Origin of the sequence: Lysobacter sp. FW306-1B-D06B (genome assembly GCF_038446665.1) — a bacterium.
Classification (GTDB): Bacteria; Pseudomonadota; Gammaproteobacteria; order Xanthomonadales; family Xanthomonadaceae; genus Lysobacter_J.
This window is the reverse complement of record NZ_CP151802.1, coordinates 1,260,600-1,281,127: the sequence shown is the minus strand read 5'-3', so window position 1 is coordinate 1,281,127 and position 20,528 is coordinate 1,260,600. Positions and strand designations below refer to the sequence as shown.

17 protein-coding genes and 1 pseudogene are annotated in these 20,528 nt (G+C 68.7%); 4 read left to right on the top strand and 14 right to left on the bottom strand.

All coding sequences use genetic code 11. The features are described 5' to 3' along the window. Nucleotides 1-11: 11 nt before the first annotated feature. The 8 genes and pseudogenes from AAFF32_RS05805 to AAFF32_RS05770 all read right to left on the bottom strand — a co-directional run bounded on the left by AAFF32_RS05805 (nt 12) and on the right by AAFF32_RS05770 (nt 9,857). The gene (locus AAFF32_RS05805; RefSeq protein WP_342316782.1) at nt 12-1,226 is read right to left on the bottom strand and encodes a D-alanyl-D-alanine carboxypeptidase family protein; all 1,215 of its coding nucleotides are present in this window, start codon (nt 1,224-1,226) and stop codon (nt 12-14) included. Nucleotides 1,227-1,285: 59 nt separating this feature from the next. After that, nucleotides 1,286-2,524 carry a septal ring lytic transglycosylase RlpA family protein gene (locus AAFF32_RS05800; RefSeq protein ID WP_342316781.1) on the bottom strand — a complete coding sequence of 413 codons (1,239 nt, stop codon included), beginning with the start codon at nt 2,522-2,524 and terminating at the stop codon, nt 1,286-1,288. Continuing rightward, a complete protein-coding gene (gene mltB, locus AAFF32_RS05795; protein ID WP_342316780.1) occupies nt 2,524-3,645 on the bottom strand; it encodes a lytic murein transglycosylase B in 1,122 nt (373 codons plus the stop codon). The genes AAFF32_RS05800 and mltB overlap by 1 nt, the downstream gene beginning before the upstream one ends. Nucleotides 3,646-3,782: 137 nt before the next feature. Continuing rightward, nucleotides 3,783-4,895, bottom strand: a complete 1,113-nt coding sequence (gene rodA, locus AAFF32_RS05790; RefSeq protein ID WP_216961289.1) for a rod shape-determining protein RodA — start codon at nt 4,893-4,895, stop codon at nt 3,783-3,785. Between the two features lie 332 nt (nt 4,896-5,227). Next, a pseudogene (gene mrdA / locus AAFF32_RS05785) lies at nt 5,228-7,087 on the bottom strand (penicillin-binding protein 2); the annotation flags it as partial. A gap of 1 nt (nt 7,088) precedes the next feature. Then, nucleotides 7,089-7,574: a rod shape-determining protein MreD gene (gene mreD, locus AAFF32_RS05780; protein ID WP_216961295.1), complete on the bottom strand. Its 486-nt coding sequence runs from the start codon at nt 7,572-7,574 to the stop codon at nt 7,089-7,091. Continuing rightward, nucleotides 7,571-8,641, bottom strand: a complete 1,071-nt coding sequence (gene mreC / locus AAFF32_RS05775) for a rod shape-determining protein MreC (protein ID WP_216961296.1) — start codon at nt 8,639-8,641, stop codon at nt 7,571-7,573. Before mreC ends, mreD begins: the two co-directional genes overlap by 4 nt. A 169-nt stretch (nt 8,642-8,810) precedes the next feature. After that, nucleotides 8,811-9,857, bottom strand: coding sequence for a rod shape-determining protein (locus AAFF32_RS05770; protein ID WP_137833221.1), 1,047 nt, complete (start codon nt 9,855-9,857; stop codon nt 8,811-8,813). Between the two features lie 288 nt (nt 9,858-10,145). On the opposite strand from AAFF32_RS05770, the gene AAFF32_RS05765 reads away from it, so the two are divergent. After that, entirely contained in the window at nt 10,146-11,078 is a 933-nt protein-coding gene (locus AAFF32_RS05765; RefSeq protein ID WP_216961299.1) for a carbohydrate kinase family protein, read from the top strand. 96 nt (nt 11,079-11,174) lie between these two features. On the opposite strand, the gene AAFF32_RS05760 is transcribed toward AAFF32_RS05765, so the two are convergent. From AAFF32_RS05760 to AAFF32_RS05740, 5 genes are all read right to left on the bottom strand, one after another. Beyond that, the gene (locus AAFF32_RS05760) at nt 11,175-11,642 is read right to left on the bottom strand and encodes a YbaK/EbsC family protein (RefSeq protein ID WP_216961302.1); all 468 of its coding nucleotides are present in this window, start codon (nt 11,640-11,642) and stop codon (nt 11,175-11,177) included. Between the two features lie 171 nt (nt 11,643-11,813). After that, nucleotides 11,814-12,521 (bottom strand): hypothetical protein, encoded by a 708-nt coding sequence (locus AAFF32_RS05755; protein ID WP_342316779.1) that lies wholly within the window; start codon nt 12,519-12,521, stop codon nt 11,814-11,816. Then, nucleotides 12,512-13,237, bottom strand: coding sequence for a hypothetical protein (locus AAFF32_RS05750; RefSeq protein WP_216961307.1), 726 nt, complete (start codon nt 13,235-13,237; stop codon nt 12,512-12,514). Before AAFF32_RS05750 ends, AAFF32_RS05755 begins: the two co-directional genes overlap by 10 nt. Further along, a complete protein-coding gene (locus tag AAFF32_RS05745; protein ID WP_342316778.1) occupies nt 13,234-14,202 on the bottom strand; it encodes an alpha/beta hydrolase in 969 nt (322 codons plus the stop codon). The genes AAFF32_RS05750 and AAFF32_RS05745 overlap by 4 nt, the downstream gene beginning before the upstream one ends. A gap of 66 nt (nt 14,203-14,268) precedes the next feature. Beyond that, nucleotides 14,269-16,209 carry a M1 family metallopeptidase gene (locus AAFF32_RS05740; protein WP_342316777.1) on the bottom strand — a complete coding sequence of 647 codons (1,941 nt, stop codon included), beginning with the start codon at nt 16,207-16,209 and terminating at the stop codon, nt 14,269-14,271. Nucleotides 16,210-16,501: 292 nt separating this feature from the next. Between AAFF32_RS05740 and AAFF32_RS05735 the strand changes: the two genes are divergently transcribed. After that, entirely contained in the window at nt 16,502-16,807 is a 306-nt protein-coding gene (locus AAFF32_RS05735) for a putative quinol monooxygenase (RefSeq protein WP_216961314.1), read from the top strand. 76 nt (nt 16,808-16,883) lie between these two features. Here the strand turns inward: AAFF32_RS05735 and ubiE are convergent, their stop codons facing one another. Further along, on the bottom strand, nt 16,884-17,657 hold the full coding sequence (gene ubiE, locus AAFF32_RS05730) for a bifunctional demethylmenaquinone methyltransferase/2-methoxy-6-polyprenyl-1,4-benzoquinol methylase UbiE (RefSeq protein ID WP_216961317.1): 774 nt from the start codon (nt 17,655-17,657) through the stop codon (nt 16,884-16,886). Nucleotides 17,658-17,754: 97 nt separating this feature from the next. Between ubiE and AAFF32_RS05725 the strand changes: the two genes are divergently transcribed. Together AAFF32_RS05725 and AAFF32_RS05720 are read left to right on the top strand one after the other, a co-directional pair. Beyond that, on the top strand, nt 17,755-19,413 hold the full coding sequence (locus tag AAFF32_RS05725) for an MFS transporter (protein WP_342316776.1): 1,659 nt from the start codon (nt 17,755-17,757) through the stop codon (nt 19,411-19,413). After that, nucleotides 19,410-20,507 (top strand): HlyD family secretion protein, encoded by a 1,098-nt coding sequence (locus tag AAFF32_RS05720; protein ID WP_342316775.1) that lies wholly within the window; start codon nt 19,410-19,412, stop codon nt 20,505-20,507. The genes AAFF32_RS05725 and AAFF32_RS05720 overlap by 4 nt, the downstream gene beginning before the upstream one ends. Nucleotides 20,508-20,528 lie beyond the last annotated feature (21 nt).

Below are 20,528 nucleotides of genomic sequence, written 5' to 3'. Positions count from 1 at the left end.
GCGGGGTCGGATCAGTCCGACTCCCACCACATCCAGAACTCGTCCCACAGGCGCTTGAAGAAGCCGCCCTGCTCGACCGCGTTGAGCGCGACCAGCGGACGCTGCGAGACGACCTTGCCGTCCAGCATCACCTTCACCGTGCCGATCTTCTGGCCCTTGGTGATCGGCGCGACCAGCGTCTTGGGCACGTCCATCATCGGCTTGAGCTGGTTGTACTTGCCGCGCTGCACGGTTACCAGCAGCGGTTCGTCGACGCCCAGCTGCACTTCGTCGGACGCGCCCTTCCACACCTTCTGCTTCGCCACGGCCTTGCCGGTGTCGTAGAGCTTGTGCGTCTCGAAGAAGCGGAAGCCCCAGTTGAGCAGCGCCTGGCTGTCGTTGGTGCGCTGGTCGTCGGACGTGGAGCCCATGACGACCGAGATCAGGCGCTGGTCACCGCGCTTGGCCGACGCCATGAGGCAATAGCCGGCGCCGGAGTGATGGCCGGTCTTGATGCCGTCCACGGTGGAATCGCGCCACAGCAGCCGATTGCGGTTCGACTGGGTGATCGGGCCGACCGTGAATTCCTTGATCCGGTTGTACGAGTACGCGACCGGGAAATCGTGCACCAGCGCGCGGCCCAGCAGCGCCAGGTCGCGCGCGGTGGAGAAGTGCTCCGGATCCGACAGGCCCGTCGGGTTGACGAAGTGGCTGTTCTTCAGGCCGATGCGCGCGGCGTACTGATTCATCAGCGCGGCGAAGGCGTCGGTGCTGCCGGCGACATGCTCGGCCAGCGCGATGGCGGCGTCGTTGCCCGACTGCACCACCATGCCCTTTTCCATCTCCAGCAGCGGCGCGGTCTTGTTGACCTCGAAGCCGGAGTAGCTGCCGTCGGTGCCGGCGCCGCCGACGCGCCAGGCGTTCTCGGTCATCATGACCTGGTCGTCGCCCTTGACCTTGCCGGCGGCCATTTCCGCGGCGATCACGTAGCTGGTCATCACCTTGGTGATGCTTGCCGGCTCCAGGCGGGTGTCGTAGTTCTCGCCGGCCAGGATGTTGCCGCTGGCGGCGTCCATCAGCACCCAGGCGGTGCCGGCGATCTTCGGCGGCGGCGGCACCGGCAGCGATTCGCTGGCGGCCGGCAGCGCGGTGCGCGGCGCGGGCGTGGTCTGGGCGAGCGCGAGGCCGGCCACGAGGGTGGCAGCGGCCGCGACGACGGCGGCTCTGGCGAGAGCGGGGACTTTCATTTTCGGTACGGCTCCGGGCGCCGGCGTCAGGCCGGCCATTGGCAAGAGTGGGAAGAATTCTAGTCGCGGACGCGCTGCGGCTGCCCGAATCCCAGACCGGCGATGCGGGCGGCGAGTTCCGTGGCCTGGGCGGCCTGCAGCGGACCGACGCGCAGGCGCCAGATGGTCTGGCCGTTGGCGCTGGCGTCGCTGAGCTGGGCGGTGTCGATGCCGGCCTCGCGCAGGCGGGTCAGCGCGCGGTCGGCGTTGGCGCGGGCGGTGAAGCTGGCGACCTGGAAGACGACCTTGTCGCCACCGGCCGACACGGGGGCCGCGACCGGCACCGTGGCGGCGGGGAGGGCGATGGGCGCGGTGACGGCCGGGCTCGGGGCAGCGGACTGGACCGATGCGACGGCGCCGGCAAACTTGCCGCCGTTCGCGTTCATCGGCGTGGGCTTGCCGGTGGCGATGCGCACGCCCGGCGGCAACACGGCGGCGCCGGCGGTGCCGACCGGGATCGCGGCGACAAGGCGGTCCATAGCGCTGGGCGACTTCTGCGGTGCGGGGGGCGTGGGCTGAGGCGTCGGCTGGGCGGTCGGCCGCTCCGGCGCGGAGGCGTAGATCGGCGCGTCGTCGCCCGGCTTCAGCGCACGCACTTCGACCTTGCCCGTGCCCTTCTGGGTGATGCCCAGCTTCACCGCGGCGGCGTAGCTGAGGTCGATTACGCGCCCTTCGTGGAACGGGCCGCGGTCGTTGACGCGCACCACCACCGACTTGCCGTTGTCGAGGTTGGTCACGCGCGCGAAGCTCGGCAGCGGCAGCGTCTTGTGCGCGGCGGTGAAGGCGTACATGTCGTACACCTCCAGGTTGGACGTGCGGCGTCCATGGAACTTCTGCCCGTAGTACGAGGCCGTGCCGCGCTCCACATACCCCTTGGTGTCGTCCATCACCTTGTAGGTCTTGCCGAGCACGACGTAGCTGGGGCGATTGCCCACGGCCGAACGCGGTTCGTTCGTGACCTCGGGCTCGGGGATGGAATCGACGTCGGGCACGTAATCCGGCGTGGTGTCTTTCACGCCCGGCTTGTAGAGCCCGCCGGCGGTGTAGTGGCCGCGCGTGTTCGGGTCTTCCTGGGCCGGGGCGTAAGGCGATTTCTTCTTGCTTCCGGGCAGCGGTGCGTGATGCACGCCGCCACGATCCGGCGCGGCTGTGGGCCGCGAAGCAGACTTCTTCGGCGAACTCGCGCAGGCGGCGAGACAGACCACCGCGACCGCCAGGAGCGTCCGGGCGGCCACGGTGCCGAGGGCAGGCAGGCGCATCATGCGGACGGCTGTCCTGAGGGTGCGGCCGCGACCGGCGCATCACCGCTGCCGGCGATCGCCTGGCTCAACTGATACACCGCCATCGCGTAGTGCTTGGAGATGTTGTAGCGGGTGATCGCGTAGAAGTTGCGGAAGCCGAACCAGTACTCCGGCCCGGCATCGCCGTCGAGCTTCACCACCGTGGCGTTCTGTTCCGGCGGCGTCACCGGCTGCAGCGGGCGGAAGCCGCGCGTGGCCAGGTCGCTCATCGTGTACAGCGGATCCAGGCTTTCCGGCTCGATCGGCTGCGCATTGGCCGACGCATTGGCGCGCACCGTCACCGGCCCGCCGCGCACCCAGCCGCCCTTCTGCACGAAGTAATTGGCGATGGAGGCGAAGACGTCGTCGAGGTTGTTGAACAGATCGCGCTTGCCGTCGCCGTTGCCGTCCACCGCGAACTCGCGGTAGCTCGACGGCATGAACTGGCCCCAGCCCATCGCGCCGGCGTAGCTGCCCTTGAGCGCGGTGATGTCCAGTCCGGTTTCCTTGCCCAGCGCGAACAACTGGGCCAGCTCGCCGCGGAAGAACGCTTCGCGGCGGTTCTCGCGATCCAGCTTGGCCGGATCGCCGCTGCGCGGATAGGCGAAGGCCAGCGTGTACAGCGCATCGAGCACCGGATAGGAACCGGTGTTGCGGCCGTAGTTGGTTTCCACGCCGATGATGGAGACGATCACTTCGGCGGGGACGCCGTACTTCTCCTGAGCGCGTGCGAGTTCTTCGCGGTGCTCGGCCAGGAAGGCGCGGCCGCCGTCGATGCGCGACTGGGTGATGAAGATCGGCCGGTAGTCGCGCCACGGCTTGGCTTCGGCCGGTTTGGACATCGCGGCGACGATGCTGTCGCGGATCTGCGCCTTCGCCAGCACCGATTCGATGTAGGCCGGGTCGATTCCGTACTGCGCGGCGGTCTCGCGAACGAACGCGGCACGCGCGAGGTCCAGCGGCTGCTGCAGCACCGGATCGGGCAGCGCAGGCGTGCCCGGCACCGGCCTGGCCGGAGCGGCGGGGGTGGAAGTCTGCGGAACGGGCGCGGAGGCCTGGGTGGCGCAACCGGCCAACGCGAGAAAGGACGCGCTGATCACGGCGCTACGGATTAAGTGGCGTCGGGTCATCGACGCGAGGGTAGCACGCGCTCCGGATGGCCAGAACCGCACGTTCATGCAGGACAGGGCATCGAGTCAGGTTCGCGCGGCCCTGCCCTGCACGATGAACAGGTGTGTCAGCGCGCGTAGATCGGCCGGTGCGCGCGAACGGCCATCACCACGCCCAATCCCGCCAGCAGCGAGACGGCCGACGTGCCGCCGTAACTCAACAGCGGCATGGGCACGCCGACCACCGGCAGCAGGCCGGAGATCATGCCGCCGTTGACGATCACGTATACGCAGAACGCCAGGCCGAGCGCGCCGGCGATCAGTCGCGAATAGCCGTCGCGCGCCTCCGCCGCGATCCACAGGCAGCGGCCGATCACGAACAGGTACAGCGCCAGCACCGTGCCCACGCCGATCCAGCCGAACTCTTCGCTCAGCACGGCGAAGATGAAGTCGGTGGTGTGCTCGGGCAGGTAATTGAGGTGCGACTGCGAGCCCTGCCCCCAGCCCTTGCCGGTGAGGCCGCCCGCGCCGATGGCGATCTTCGACTGGATGATGTTCCAGCCGGTGCCCAGCGGATCGGACTCGGGATTGAGGAAGGTGAGGATGCGGTCCTTCTGGTACGGGCGCAGCAGCCAGAACCACGCGACCGGCGCCACGGCCGCGACCGCGCCGAACGCCATGCCGAACCACCACCACGGCAGTCCCGCCAGGTACAGGGCGAACGCGCCGCTGGTGGCAACCAGCATCGCGGTGCCGAAGTCGGGTTGGAGCAGGATCAGGCCGGTCGGCACGGCGATCAGCACGCCGGCGATCAGCACCGTGCGGAACCGCGGCGGCAACGCCTGCCGATCGAGGTACCACGCGACCATCATCGGCAGGCTGAGTTTGAGCAGCTCGGCCGGTTGCACGTAGACCACGCCGAGGTTGATCCAGTGGCGGCCGTGCTTGCCGGTGCCGATCAGCAGCACCAGCACCAGCGGCAGCAGCGAGGCGCCGAACACCAGCGGCGTCCAGTTGCGCAGCTGGTTGGGCGGCACGCGCGAAAGCGCCCACATCACGCCCAGACCGGCGACGAAGAACGCACCCTGGCGCACGACCAGCCCCATGGCGTGATCGGCAGCGCTGTACAGCACCGCCAGGCCGATCACCATCAGCGCCAGCAGCGCGCCGAGCAGCGGCAGATCGAGCGTGCGCGCGAAGCGCACGAGCAGGTCGAACAGCCAGCGCAGGATCAGCCTCATCGGGTGGGTTCCTGCGGTGGGGTGGGTTGCGGTGGCTGTTGCGACAGCGGTTGCGATTGTCCCGGCTGCGGCGCTTCCCTTCTCCCGCTTGCGGGAGAAGGTGCCCGGAGGGCGGATGAGGGCAAGGGCGCCGGCGGCGTTGAAGTCACCACGGCCGCTTCGTTCGCCCTCACCCCTCTCCCGCCAGCGGGAGAGGGGCTCGATACAGCCGTGGCGCCCGCCGCGACGGGCGTTCCCGCCACCGGCAGCAACGTCGGCACCGGACCGGCCGCCGTGCCGGCGACCGCAGTCACCGGCGCTGCATGCGGCTGGGCCGGGCGCGTGTACTTGGGATCGGTCGGCACCGGATCAGGCATCTTGCCCAGCAGCCAGGCATCGAAGATCTTGCGCGCGATCGGCGCCGCGGTGCTGCCACCGAAGCCGCCGTGTTCGACCGAGATCGCCACTACGATGGTCGGGTTGTCGGCCGGCGCATAGCCCACGAACAGCGCCTGGTGGCGCAGGTGGTAGGGCAGCGAATGCGGATCGAAGCTCTGGCTGCCCTTGCGGCTGATCTTCTGCGCGGTGCCGGTCTTGCCGGCCATCATGTACGGCGCGCCGATCGCCATCGCGCGACCGGTGCCGCCGGCGCCATGGATGGTCTGGATCATGCCTTCCTGCACCGCGCGCAGGTTGCTGGCGTTGTCGGTGATGCGCGATGGCGCGGGCTGCGGCAACGGCACCCACGGCGTGTCGTAGCCGTCGCGGCGCTCCGAGACCAGGTGCGGTCGCATCAGGTCACCGCCGTTGGCGATCGCTCCCGTGCCGCGCACCAGCTGCAGCACCGTGGCGATCCAGTAGCCCTGGCCGATGCCGGCGTTGACCGTCTCGCCCGCGTACCACGGCTCCTTGGTTCGCTTGCGCTTCCAGTCCGGCGACGGCACCACGCCCTTGTTCTCGCCCGACAGGTCGATGCCGGTGGGCGCGCCGAATCCATACTTGCGCATGTATTCGTCGAATCGCTCGATGCCCATCTCGTAGGCGAGCTTGTAGTAGTAGAAGTTCACCGACGCGGCGATCGACTTGCGCAGGTCCGTCCAGCCCGCACCGCCGTGCGCGTCGCGCCAGCCGCGCTTCTGCCCGGGGATATAGAACGTGCCGGTGGAGAACACCTTCGACTCGGGCGTGCGCAGCCCGCTGTCCAGGCCGGCCAGCGCGATCAGCGGCTTCACCGTCGAGCCCGGCGGGCCGCCGCCGAGCACGTTGCGGTTGAACAGCGGGCGCGACGGGTTGTCCATCAGCGCGCGGTAGTCGACGTTGGAGATGCCGTTGACGAACAGATTGGTGTCGTAGCCCGGCAGGCTGACCATGGCGAGGATTTCGCCGGTGCGCGGGTCCATGGCGACGGCCGAGCCGTCCATGTCGCCGAACGCCGTCACCATCGCCTGCTGCAGGTCCAGATCGATGCTGAGCTTGAGGTCGGCGCCCGGCGTGGCCGGAACATGCCCGACCTGGCGCATCGGCCGGCCGTCGACGTTGGTCTCGATCTGCTCGTAACCGACCTTGCCGCGCAGCGCTTCCTCGTAATAGCGCTCCAGTCCGGTCTTGCCGACGTGGGTCAGCGCGGCCCCGCCCTCGCCCAGGTCCTTGAGGTCGTCGGCGTCGATGCGGCCGACGTAGCCGATCACGTGCGAAAGCAGTTCGCCGTAGGGATAGCGCCGGTTGAGGTAGGGCACCAGGTCCACGCCGGGGTAGCGCCAGCGGTCCACGGCGAAGCGCGCGGCCTCGTCCTCGGTGACGCGCAGCTTGAGCGTGATCGGCTTGAAGCCGCGCGTGGCGCGACGCTCGTCCTCGAACCGTGCCTTGTCCTCGGGCGTCAGCGCGATGATCTTCGCCAGCGAGGGCAGCCAGGTGTCGGTCTTGCCGGCTTCGAACGGCGTCACTTCGATGCGGTACGCCGGCACGTTGTCGGCCAGCACGCGGCCCTTGCGGTCCAGGATCAGCCCGCGGCCCGGCACCACCGGACGCAGCTTGATGCGGTTGGCTTCCGAGCGCGTGGCGTAGTCGGCGTGCTGCAGGACCTGCAGGCGGAAGTACCAGAAGCCCAGCCCGGCCAGCGCCGCCAGCACGCAGATGAAGGCGATCGCGGAGCGCAGGCGGAACTGGTTGGCTTCGGCTGCGCTGTTCTTCAGGACGCGACGACGCGGGCCCATCTCAGCGCGCCCTCCAGCGGCCGTGACGGAGGGAATCCAGGCCAACGTACACCAACGGCCACAGCAGCAGGCCCGTCAGCGGCGACAGCCAGGTCAGCGGCAGCGGCGTGCGTTCGCCGACGGCGAGGTGAATCGCCGCGATGACGATGCAGTCGTTCAACAGCAGGCCGCCGATCGCCAGCGCCTGCTGCGACATCGGGAAGAAGCGCAGCCGCGCGCGGAAGCGCTGCAGGATGTAGGCCATCACGACCAGGCGCAGCGCGTGTTCGCCGAACAGGCTGCCGTACACCAGATCGCCCAGCAGCCCGACGATGAAGGCGACGCCCAGGCCGACGTGGTCGGGGTCTTCGATCACCCAGTAGGCCAGCACGAGCGCCAGCCAGAACGGCCGCAGCGGCTGCAGGGCCGGCGGCAGCGGCAGCAGGCCCAGCATCAGCGCCACGACGATGCTGAGCGGCAGCACCCATTGCGGACGGACGCGGCTCATCGGCGGGCCTCCGGCGGCGCGTTGGGGCGCGGCGGTTGGACCGGCGCGGACGCGGGCGCATTCGGTGCGGCCTGCGTGGCCGGCCCGCTGGACGGGGTCGGGGTCGCTGGCGCGGTTCCGCCCGTCGCAGCAGGCACGACCGGCGACACCGCCGTCGCGGCTCCGCCCGCGGCAGGCGCTGCGCCGGCATCCGACGGGGTGAACGCCGTGGCGGCCGGCAGCGGGTTCGGCATCGACAGCAGCACCAGCACCTCGCGGCCGCGGTCGAGCTGCGCGGCCGGCGTCACCTCGCCGACGAGGAAGGCGCGGCTGTCGTCGGGCTTGAGCGAGGCGATCGTGCCGACCGGGAACCCCGGCGCGAAGCGGCCGCCCAGGCCCGAGGTGACCAGCACGTCGCCGACCTTCACGTCGCTGGAGAGCGGCACGCTGGTCAGGCGCAGCCGGTCGCTGCGCCCTTCGCCGTACACCACCAGCCGCACGCCATTGCGCGCCACGGCCACCGGCACCGCGTGCGAGGGATCGGTGAGCAGCAGCACGTTCGCGTACATCGGCGTCACGGCGATGATCTGGCCGAGCAGGCCGCCGGAGTCGATCACGTTCTGCCCGACCTCCACCCGGTCGCGCGTACCGGCATTGAGCACCAGTCGCTGCCGCGTGGGGTCCAGGTCGATGTCCAGGATCGGCGCCAGCTTGACGTCGAGGCGACCGCGCTCGGCGGCGTCGAGCAGTCCGCGCAGGCGCGCGTTGTCGGATGCCAGCGTCTGCAGGCGGGCCATGCGCGCCTGATTGAGCATCAGGTCGTTGCGCAGGCGGCGGTTCTCGGCGGTGAGCTGGGTGAGCGTGCCGGCATCCTCGCTGATGCGCTCCACCACCTGCCCGGGCCAACCGGCGACCATCCACAGCGGCTGCACGAGCAGGGTCACCTGCTGGCGCGCCTGCGCGAGCCAGCCGCCCCGGTGGTCCAGGACGATCAGCACCACCGCCAGCGCGAGGTAGGCCAGCAGCTTGAGCGTGCCGGCCACGTCACCGGGACGTGCTGAGGTGGGTGGGCCGGCGTAGGTGGGCATGGGGCCGGGAATGGGGAATCGGGAATGGAGAGTAGGAGAGCGTCGCGCCTGTGCGCTTGCCATGCCGGCGGAGCACCCCGCCCCGCCCGGCATGCTTGTACTGGGACCAGGCCGGGAACGCCGCAGCGCAGCCGCAACGATTCCCGATTCCCGATTCCCCTTCTGCGGCTTATTCCGGCGCGAAGAACTCGTTGCCGTGCATGTCGACCAGTTCCAGCGCGCGACCGCCGCCTCGGGCCACGCAGGTCAGCGGGTCGTCGGCGACCTGCACGTGCAGGCCGGTTTCCTCGCTGATCAGGCGGTCCATGTCGCGCAGCAGCGCGCCACCGCCGGTGAGCACGATGCCGCGCTCGGCGACGTCGGCGCACAGTTCCGGCGGGGTCTGCTCCAGTGCCAGCTTGATCGCCGAGACGATGCCGGCCAGCGGCTCGCGCAGCGCTTCGAGCACTTCATTGGAGTTGATGGTGATCATCTTCGGCACGCCCTCGGCGAGGTTGCGGCCGGAGACTTCCACCGTGGCGGCCTTCTGCTGCGGGTAGGCGCAGCCGATCTCGAGCTTGATGCGCTCGGCCGTGGCCTCGCCGATCAGCGTGCCGTAAGTGCGGCGCACGTAGCTGATGATCGACTCGTCGAAGCGGTCGCCGCCGATGCGGACCGAGGCCGAATAGACGATGCCGTTCAGCGCGATGACCGCCACTTCCGTGGTGCCGCCGCCGATGTCGACGACCATCGAGCCGCGCGCCTCGGTCACCGGCATGCCGGCGCCGATGGCGGCCGCCATGGGCTCCTCGATCAGGTAGACCTCGCGGGCACCGGCTTCTTCGGCCGATTCCTTGATCGCGCGGCGCTCGACCTGGGTCGAGCCGCAAGGCACGCAGACCAGCACGCGCGGGCTCGGGCGCAGGAAACGGCTCTTGTGCACCTTGCGGATGAAGTGCTTGAGCATCTCTTCCGTATAGGTGAAGTCGGCGATGACGCCGTCCTTCATCGGGCGGATGGTCGTGATGTGGCCCGGGGTGCGCCCGAGCATCATCTTGGCCTCGCTGCCGACCGCGGCGACGGTCCGGTTGCCGCCGATCAGGCGGTCCTGGCGGACGGCGACCACCGACGGCTCGTTCAGCACGATGCCCTGGCCGCGCACGTAGATAAGGGTGTTGGCCGTGCCCAGATCGATGGACAGGTCGTTGGAGAACATGCCGCGAAACTTCTTGAACATCGAGGATCGGCCGTGGAATGAGGGGCGAGCGAGGGGTTCGCTAGCCTAACAACGCCCCCCTTGTCGAGCAAGGAAAAAACCCGGATTTCCCGGTACTTCCTGCGCCTTCAGTCACCTTTCGGATATGTCCTAGGCCAGTTCGCGGTGGCGGGCCGCTCCCGGCGGCTGGCCGTGGACGCCCCCAGCGGCTACCCTAGCGCCCGCGCGGCACTGGGCCGCCTCCCGCGATTTTCTCGCAACCGCCGTACGCCGCCTGCGCGGCCGGCCTCCTCGACCTGGGTACTTCCGATGTCTGCACTGATCTGCGGATCCATGGCCTACGACACCATCATGGTGTTCCCGGACCAGTTCAAGAACCACATCCTCCCGGACAAGGTGCACATCCTGAATGTGTCCTTCCTCGTGCCGCGGATGCGCCGCGAGTTCGGCGGCTGCGCCGGCAACATCGCCTACAACCTCAAGCTGCTGGGCGGCAACCCGATCCCGATGGCCACCGCCGGCCAGGACTTCGGTCCGTACCGCGAGCACTTCGAGCAGCAGGGCATTCCGCTGGATCACGTCAAGATCATCCAGGAACTGTTCACCCCGCAGGCCTTCATCACCACCGACCACGACAACAACCAGATCACCGCGTTCCATCCGGGCGCGATGATGCGGTCGTACGAGAACCACGTTAAGGACGTGAAGGGCGTGACGTTCGGCATCGTCAGCCCCGACGGTCGCGAAGGCATGCTGCAGAACGCGCAGGAATTCGCCGACGCCGGCATCCCCTTCATCTTCGATCCGGGCCAGGCGATGCCGTTGTTCAACGGCGAAGAGCTGCGCAACTTCATCGAGCTGGCGCAGTACGTCACCGTCAACGACTACGAGTCCAACCTGCTGCAGGAACGCACCGGCTGGAGCGAGGGCGACATCGTCAAGCGGGTGAAGGCCTACATCACCACGCGCGGCCCGAACGGCTCGCAGATCCACACGCCGGAGAAGACCTTCGACATCCCGCCGGCGCACGAGCGCCGCGTGACCGATCCGACCGGCTGCGGCGACGCGTTCCGCGCGGGCCTGATCTTCGGCATCGAGAAGGGCTACGACTGGCTCACCATCGGCCGCATGGGCAACCTGATGGGCGCGCTGAAGGTCGAGCATCCGGGCACGCAGAACCAGCGCTTCGACTTCGACGAGTTCAGCGAGCAGTTCAAGCAGCAGTTCGGTTACGCGCTGTAAGGCCGGGATTCGAGAATCGGGATTCGGGATTCGCAAGAGCAGCGCTTCTTCGAATCCCGAATCTCCAATCCCAAATCCCGACGCCGCGAAGCGGCGTCACATCATGTGCGCCAGCCAGAGCATCTCCGGCGCGGCCAGGCGCTCGAACTCGCGATACGGCATGCGCACCACTTCGGTGTGGTTGCCGGCGTTGAACGCGATCTCGTCCTGGTGCGCCAGGCGCGAATCGACGTACACCGGCATGCCGTACAGATGCCCGAACGGCGGCATCGCGCCGGGCTCGCAGTCGGAGAACGCCTCGCGGAACTCGCTCTCTTCGGCCAGTTCCACCGGCACGCCGCCCAGCGCCAACGACAGGCGGTAGAGATCGGCCCGATACGCAGATGGCATCACCACCATCGCCAGCCGTCCATCGGCCTTGATCATCACCGTCTTGGCGAAGTGATTGGGCTCCACGCGCGTGGCCGATGCGGTCTCGTGCGCGGTGACGGTGCGCGGGTGCGTCAGCGTCGTGTAGGGCGCCTGGCCCTGGTCCAGCAGATTGTGCAGACGTGGGGAGAGCATGGCGTCCTCCACCCAATGCGATGCCGCGCCGACTGCGATCCGATCGCGTCGCATGCGGCTGGCGAACCGGCGCGGGCTTCCGTGCTCGCGTCGCCCGATACACGGCACATGGCCGGCATCGGGGAGGAGCTTACGAATGCAGCGCGTAAGGCAGTGTGGAGACGCGGACCTTCAGCCGCGCGCGCCACGCGACGCCGCCAGCGCGATGCCGGCGCGTTGCAGGATCGCGTTCAACGCCTTCTCGTCGCCCATCTCGTAGGTCTGGTCGGCTTCCAGCGCCACGGCTCCATCGATGACGATACCGACCTGCCCGCAGCCGTAGCAAAGCAGGACTTCGTAGCGGTGGTCATGCGCCTGGAAAGCGATCGCATGGCGATACTCGGGGATGCAAGCGGCCGCATAGCTGGGGACCTTGGACAACGACGCATGCAGCGCGTCCCGAACGGCCGCCGCATCCGCCGCACCAACGACTGTCCTGCCCAGGATCTTGTTGCGATCCAGACACGCATCGCGCGTGCACCACTCCTTCTCGCTGCGTCGCCACGCGGCGGTCTGCTCGCGATCGAAGATCTCGCGCTGCGGCGTGCCATAAGCGGGCGGGGGGCCCGCCGGTGCAGGCGGCTGCCACGGTTGCAGCGAGTACAGCTCGAACCTCTCGGCCTTTGCCATCGCCTCCAGCGCCTGCGCGCGCGGCGAGCCGGGCTCGGGCGCGGACACACGGGTTTCGGGCAGGACCGCGGGCTCGTCGGAAATGCGCAGCCCCGCCACGACGTCCTCGGGCGCCGCGGATCGTCCGGACTCCCGGCACCCGGCCAGCGCGACGAGCAGCAGCGCCAGGCCCAGCGCACTGGCCGAAGCCTTGCGCCTGCTCAGTTCCACTTCGGCATCCGCGACGAATCCAGCCCAGCTACTTCGAACACCGCCGTGCGCGTGCCACCCGCCTTCACCGGGAATTCGATCGCGATGACCTTCGCGCCTTTGACCGTCTTCCACAGCATCTTCTCGTCCTCGATGAACATGGCGATGGCCTCGTCGGTCTTCGGGCGGCTCGCATCCACCGGCTTGGGCGCGGCATCGTCGACCTTCAGCTTCACCTTGCAGCCGCCGTAGCAGTCGAAATCGCCCTTCTCCAGCACGAGGTAGCTGCTGCGGCCCCAGTCGGGCCGGTCGCGGAAGATCAGCTGCACCGGACGCGGGCCGCTGCCGTCGGTGTCGACGTGATCCTTGGCGTAGATCGACGCCGAAACCTGCTCGCCCTTCTCCACCGGCTGCGTCTGGTACGTCCACAACGCGGCGGTGCGGCGCTGCTCGCGTTCCTGCGCGGCCTTGTCCTTCACCTCGCCATACCGCGCTTCGATGCGGGCGAACGCGGCACTGGCGGGATACTTCGCCGCGAGCACGTCGCCGTGCGCGCGTGCCAGCGCCCAGTTCTGCTTTCCGTATTCGGTCTCGAAGGACTTCGCCATTTCCTCGGCCGCCTGCTCCTGCGCGGCGGCCTGTGCGGCGGCTTCGGCCTTGGGATCGGCCGCCGGCTGGCACGCGACGAGCGCGCCGGCGAGCGCGAGAACGGACAACTGCAATGCAGCGTGCTTCATCGTGATGTTCCTTGTTCGATCAGCGCGATCACCGCACGAGCGACCGCGTCGGGTTGTTCCAGGATCGACATGTGGCCGCAGCCGTCGAGCATGACGCGTTGCGCCTGCGGAATGCGTCGGGCGTACAGCTCCAGTGCGCTGGCGTCGATCACCGCGTCCTGGCGGCACCATAGCAGCAGCGTCGGCTGGCGGATGCGCGCGGCGTCTTCGCCGGGCAGGAAGCGCTCGCTGCCGCGGCCGATGCGATCGAGCACGTGCTGTTCGAAGGCCGCGTCCGCCCGGCGGCGTTCGATGTAGATGCGATCCACCGGCCACGGGATCACCGGCTTGGCCGCATCGTCGAAGAACACCGTGTCCAGGTAGCGTTCGAGCGTGCTCGCATCGCTGACGCCGAACGGATTTCGTCCGGCCAACACGTCCAGGCCGAAGCGGTTGTCGGCGAAGCGCACGCCGGCCGCGTCGATCAACCCCACGCGCGCGACCTCCCCCGGATGCCGCGCGGCCGTGAGCGCGGCGATGCCACCGCCCATCGAATGCCCCAGCAGCACGACGCTGCGCTCCGGCGACACGGTATCGATGAAGCGCGCGACGCGTTCGCTCTGGGCGAGGAAGCCGTAGTCCGCGCGCTCGATGCGCCGGCTTTCGCCCCAGCCGGGCAGATCGGGAATGACGAGTCGGTACTTCCCGCGCAGCCTGCGCGCGACGGAATACCAGTTCTCCTTGCTGCCGGTGAATCCGTGCAGCATCACAACGGTGGGTGCATCGGCCGGCGCGTCGTCGCTGTAGGCGTAGACCCAACGTTCCTCGCCGATCTGCACGCTCTCCTTCGACAGGCCGGCGACGACGCGCTGACGCGTGAAGTCGCCGCTGATGAGGGCGTAGGGGTTGCGCCAGAGGAACGCGGCGGCGGCGAGCAGCAACGCGAGAAGGACGATGGCGAATGTACGCAGCGTTCGACGGCGCAAGCGCGACCTCCCTCCCATCCTCCCCCTGCGAGCAGGGGGAGGGGCAAACGCACGGCTTCGAGCCGCTTACGACTTCGCCGGCTGCTTCGCCTTGGCGATCGTCTCTTCCACCGACTGCGTCGTGATCGGGTGGTAGCCCGCACGCGCCTTGGCGAAGGTGTCCTCGGCCAGCTTCAGGCCTTCGGGCGTCTTCACCAGTTCGACGTAGGTCGGCATGATCAGCTTGCGACGGCCGACGCGGCTGATGAACTCCGCCGCCGCCGCGTTCGCCTGCGTGTAGCCGCTGCGCACCGCCAGTGGGTACCAGCGCTGCGCGATCTCGCCGTTCGGCGTGCCGGTGAACTTGAACGCCGCATCCAGCGCAGCCAGCTGCTCGGGCTTGAGCGTCTGCGGCATGCCGTCGATGAAGTGCACCCACTCCTGCGTGCTCCACTTCGCCGTCGCGCCCGATGTCGGCAGCGTGCCGCCGTCCAGCCACGCCTTGCGCGCGGCGTCCACCGCGTCGAAGCGCGGCGACACGGTCTTCGGCGCGCTGTCCGGCACGCCCGGCTCGTAGATCCACTGGTCGAGCTCGGCTTCGGTGACCTTGCCCGGGTACTTGGCGAGCAGGTTGGCCTTGGCGTACTCGATGAACGTCGTGGTCGGGATCGACTGGAACGCGAAGTGGTTGAAGTATTCCTTCAGGAACGGATCGAACGCTTCGCGACCGTAGCGCTCTTCCAGGAATTGCAGGAACCACGCGCCCTTGGTGTAGACGGTCGAGCTGCTCTGGCCGTCCGGATCGGACAGCGTGCCCGGTCGCAGCGCCATCACCTGCAGCTTGGGATCCAGCTCCTTGTACTCGGCGGCCAGCTCGTTGCGCGAGATCACCTTCTCCATGTCGGCCGCTTCCTTGCCGTACAGGTCCTCGACGATGCGGTTCTCGACGTAGCTGGTGAAGCCTTCGTTGAGCCAGCTGTCCTTCGGCGTGGAGAACGTCACCAGGTTGCCCGACCAGCTGTGCGCGAGTTCATGCGCCACCAGCGAGACCAGCGACTTGTCGCCCACGATCACCGTCGGCGTGGCGAACGTCAGGCGCGGGTTCTCCATGCCGCCGTACGGGAACGACGGCGGCAGCACGAGGATGTCGTAACGCTCCCAGCGGTACGGACCGTACAGGCGTTCGGCCGTCTGCATCATCTTGTCTGTGTCGGCGAACTCGGCGGCGGCCTTCTTCACCATGCCCGGCTCGGCCCACACGCCGGCGCGCTCGCTGATCGGCTGGAACGTGAGGTCGCCCGCGGCGATCGCCAGCAGGTACGACGGGATCTTCTGCGGCATCTTGAAGCTGTAGTCGCCATCGCGCGCGGCGTTGGGATCGTTGTCGGCGCTCATCAGCACCATCGCGTCCTGCGGCGAGGTCACGTGCGCGGTGTAGGTGAAGCGCACGCGCGGCGTGTCCTGCAACGGCACCCACGAACGCGCGTGGATCTGCTGCGACTGGCTGAACATGAAGGGCGTCTTCTTGCCCTGCGTCATCTCCGGCGTGAGCCACTGCAGGCCCGAGGCTTCCGGCGAGGTGTGGTAGGTCACGCGGATGCGCGCATTGCGCTGCGGCGATTCGATGGTGAACTTGTTGCCGAGCACCTTGTCCTTGTCGGCGACCGTGAACTTCAGGTCTTCCCACTTGCCGTCGCTGCGCTCGCCGACGACCTTCTCGACGGTGATGTCGCGCGTGTCCAGGATGAGCTGCGTCGCCTTCGGATCGAGCCAGTCCAGCGTGTAGGTCGCGCTGCCGCCGAGTTCCTTCTTGTCGAAATCGACCTTGAGTTCCAGTGCGAGGTCGTTGATGCGGACCTTGTCGGGTTCGGAGTACGAGTACTCGTCCACTTCGGCGACGTTCTTCTGGTCGGCGGCGGCGGTCACGGCGGCATCCTTGTTGGCGGTGTCGGCGGGCGGCGCGGCATCGCGCGAACAACCGGCGGCAAGGGCAGCGGCGAGGCACAGGGTCAGGATCGAATAACGCATGCGTGGAACCGTTCTGGCGGGTGAGCGGCCGAGTTTAGCGCCTCCGGGCGGGCTCACGGCAGGACCGCGGCGGTCTTGCGGCATGCCGTACGGCAGCCGATGCCGTATTCACTCTTCCCATTCTCGGCCAGGCGCCAAACCGGCAGTCTCGGACCTTAGGCAAAACCAACGCCCTGCCCACTCGGACGCAGCGGTCCCTTTGGGGCGCGACATGCGGGGAAAATAACCAACTGCACGGCACGGCGGCAGAGACTAGCCTGCGCCCCTTCGTCGAGATCGTAAGGAAGGCACCGTGACCCACCTCATCGCCATCGCCGCCACCGCTCGCGCCAAGGCGAACCGATCGGAAGAACTTGGCGCTGCGTTCATGGCGCTGGTAGCGCCGTCCAGAGCAGAGCCCGGATCGATCGTCTATGAGTTGCATCGCTCGACGCAGGACGCGGACCTGTGGATGGTCTACGAGGTCTGGGCGAGCCAGGAGGCCTTCGACGCCCACCTCGCTACTGCGCACCTCCAGGCGTTCCTCGGCCGGGCCCCCGAGCTCGTCGAGGGGGACATCGACATCCAGCCCTTCGTTCCGCTGACTCGCGCCCCGTAGGCAGAACAGCTCCGATCCTTGCGGGCCCGACTCCGCCGAAATCCGGCTACCTCGGGCCCGAAAGGAACATGACGGCTTACACCTTGTACCCGGTATGGATCGCCACGATCCCCGCCGACAGATTGCGGTAATCGCAACGCGCGAAGCCCGCCGCCTGCATCATCGACTTCAGCTCGTCCTGCGGCGGGTGCTTGCGGATGCTTTCGGCGAGGTACTGGTAGCTGTCGGCGTCGTTGGCGAACAGCTTGCCCAAGCGCGGCAGCACCTGGAAGGAATGGAAGTCGTAGATCGGCTTGAACCAGTCGGCCTTCACTTCCGAGAACTCCAGCACGCGCGCCTGGCCGCCGACCTTCAGCACGCGGTTCATCTCGCGCAGGGCGGCGTCCTTGTCGGTGACGTTGCGCAGGCCGAAGGCGATCGTCACCAGGTCGAACGTGCCGTCCGGGAACGGCAGCTTCTCGGCGTTCATCTGCACGTATTCGAAACCGCCGACCTTGCCCATGTCGGTCATGCGGTCGCGCCCGGTGCGCAGCATCGCGCCGTTGATGTCGCCCAGCACGATGCTGCCCGATGCGCCCACGCGGTCGCGCAGCAGCAGCGCGATGTCGCCCGTGCCGCCGGCCAGGTCGAGCACGCGGTCGCCGCGCTTCACCTGCGCCGTGCCGACGAAGTAGCGCTTCCACACACGGTGGACGCCCAGCGACATCAGGTCGTTCATCAGGTCGTAGTTGCGCGCGACCGACGAGAACACCTCGCCGACGAGCTTCTGCTTCTCGCCCGTGGGCACGTCGCGGAAACCGAAGTGGGTCGTGCCGGAGTTGGCGTCTTGCTTCTGGCTGGGATCGTTCATGCGGCGATTATCGCACCCCGTGCCAAACTGCGCCCCACCGGCCGCGCGCATCGAGGCGTCCCCGCCGGCCCCGCGCCCAGGGAGGACCACCGCGCCCATGAGCCGTTACGCGCCGCGCGACTGGCTGCCGCACGAGCGGCCGACGCTGCCCGGATCGCCCTCGACCCCGCTGCACACGCCGGCGCGCCGCGTGGCCTTCGGCCTGGTCGGCTTCCTGGTCGCCATCACGGGCGGGCTGGGCAATGCGCTGGTCACGGCCAACCTGCTGAACCTGCAGGGCGCGATCGGCGCGACCTCGGCCGAGGTCCAGTGGCTGCCCGCCGCCTACGTGATGACCAACGTCTCGGCGAATTTGCTGCTGGTGAAGTTCCGCCAGCAGTTCGGCCTGCGTTTGTTCACCGAAGTGTTCCTGGGCCTGTACGTGCTGCTGACCTTCGCGCATCTGTTCGTGCACGGGCTGGGCTCGGCGATCGCGGTGCGTGCGGCGCACGGCATTGCCGGCGCGGCGCTGAGCACGCTGGGCCTGTACTACATGATGCAGGCCTTCCCGGCCGCGCACCGGCTGCGCGGGCTGGTGGTGGGCATCGGCGTGGCGCAGCTGGCTACGCCGCTGGCGCGGATTTTCTCGGCCGAGCTGCTGGAGTTCGGCGAATGGCGCGGCCTGTACCTGTTCGAGCTGGGGCTGGCGCTGATTTCGCTGGGCGGCGTGCTGATGCTGCGGTTGCCGCCGAGCGACCGCATGAAAGTGTTCGAGAAGACCGACTTCCTCACCCTGGCCTTGTTCGCGCCGGGCATCGCGCTGCTGTGCGCGGTGTTGTCGCTGGGGCGCATCGACTGGTGGTTCGATGCGCCCTGGATCGGCTGGGCCCTGGCCGGTTCGATCGTGCTGCTGACCGCAGCCATCGCGGTGGAGCATTTCCGCGCGAACCCGCTCATCAACACGCGCTGGCTGGCGAGCGGGACGATGGTGCGGCTGGGCGTGTCCGTGCTGCTGATCCGCTTCGCGTTGTCGGAGCAGAGCACCGGCGCGGTGGGCTTCATGCAGGCACTGGGGTTGAACAACGACCAGATGCACAGCCTGTTCGCGATGGTGGCGCTGGGCTGTGCGGCGGGCATCGTCGCCAGCGCGATCACCATCCGCCCCAACCGGATGATCATCCCCTCCTCCATCGCGCTGGCCTGCATCGCCATCGGCGCACTGCTGGATGCGCAGTCCACCAACCTCACGCGCCCGCAGAACATGATGCTGAGCCAGTTCCTGATCGGCTTCGGCAGCACCTACTTCCTCGGCCCGGCCATGGTGCTGGGCATGGGCCAGGTCATCGGCCAGCCGCGCAACCTCATCACCTTCGTCGTGCTGTTCGGCATGGCGCAGAACCTGGGCGGGCTGGTGGGCACGGCGGCGCTGGGCACGTTCCAAACGGTGCGCGAGAAGTTCCACTCCAGCCAGCTCGTCGAGCCCCTCACGTTGCAGGACCCGCTGGTGGCCGCACGCGTGCAGGCCGGCGCGTCGGCGTATTCGCGGGCCATCACCGACCCGGCCCTGTTGAACCAGCAAGGCGTGCGGGCGCTCGGCGCGGCCGCTTCACGCGAGGCCAACGTGCTGGCCTACAACGATGTCTTCATGGCGATCGCCGCGATCGCGCTGCTCACGCTGGTCTGGATGCTCGTGCATCGCCTGCGCCTGCTGCAGCGCGACCGCGCCGCCGCCCGTGCCGCCTCCCCCTCCATTCCCGCCGCCCCCGTCGCTCCATGAACACACCCGCTCCAGCTCCCGCCGCGCCCGCCGCACCTGACCCGTCTCCCGCCCGCCGACGCCGGCGACGCTGGCAGATGGCGGCCTTCGCCGGCGTGGCGCTGACGGGCGTGCTCGTCGTGCTCTACGCCTGGCGCCTGCCGCCGTTCCGCAGCGCCATCCAGAGCACCGAGAACGCGATGGTGCGCGGCCAGGTGACGATCATTTCGCCGCAGCTCGGCGGTTACATCACCCAGGTCGCGGTGCAGGATTTCGACCATGTGCGGCGCGGCCAGCTGCTGGTGCAGATCGACGACCGCATCTACCGGCAACGGCTCGAGCAGGCGCAGGCGCGGCTGCAAAGCGAACGCGCGGCGCTGGCCAACGCGACCCAGGCGCGGCGCAGCGCGGAGGCGTCGGTAGTGCAAAGCGACGCCGCCGTGCGCAACGCGCAGGCGCTGGCGCAGAAGACCCAGGCCGACCTGCGCCGCATCGATCCGCTGGCGAAGCAGCAGCTGCTCTCGCAGGCCGATCGCGACCAGGCCCGCGCGGCCAGCACGCAGGCGCAGGCCGGCGTGAGCGAGGCGCTGGCCGGCGTGGAGATCGCGCGCCAGAGCGTGCGCAGCGTGTCGGTGAACATGGCGGTGCTGGAGGCGGCGGTCGCCAATGCGGAGGCGGCGTTGCAGCTGGCGCGCATCGACCTGGACAACACCCAGGTTCGCGCACCGCGCGACGGCCAGCTCGGCCAGGTGCAGGTGCGGCTGGGCGCGTTCGTCAATCCCGGCACGCAGTTGATGGCGCTGGTGCCCGAACGCATGTGGGTGGTGGCCAACATGAAGGAAACGCAGATGGAGCACGTGCGCATCGGCCAGCCGGTGACGTTCACCGTCGACGCACTGGGCGGCGCGCGCCTGCGCGGACGCGTGGAGGAGATCTCGCCCGCCACCGGCTCGGAGTTCAGCGTGCTCCCGCCCGACAACGCCACCGGCAATTTCGTCAAGATCGCCCAGCGCATCCCGGTGAAGGTGTCCATCGACGCCGGCCAGGCACCGGCGGCGCGGTTGCATCCGGGCATGTCGGTGGTGGTGAGCATCGACACGTCGGGCGACCGCTGAGGCGCGCGCTGGCATCATGCG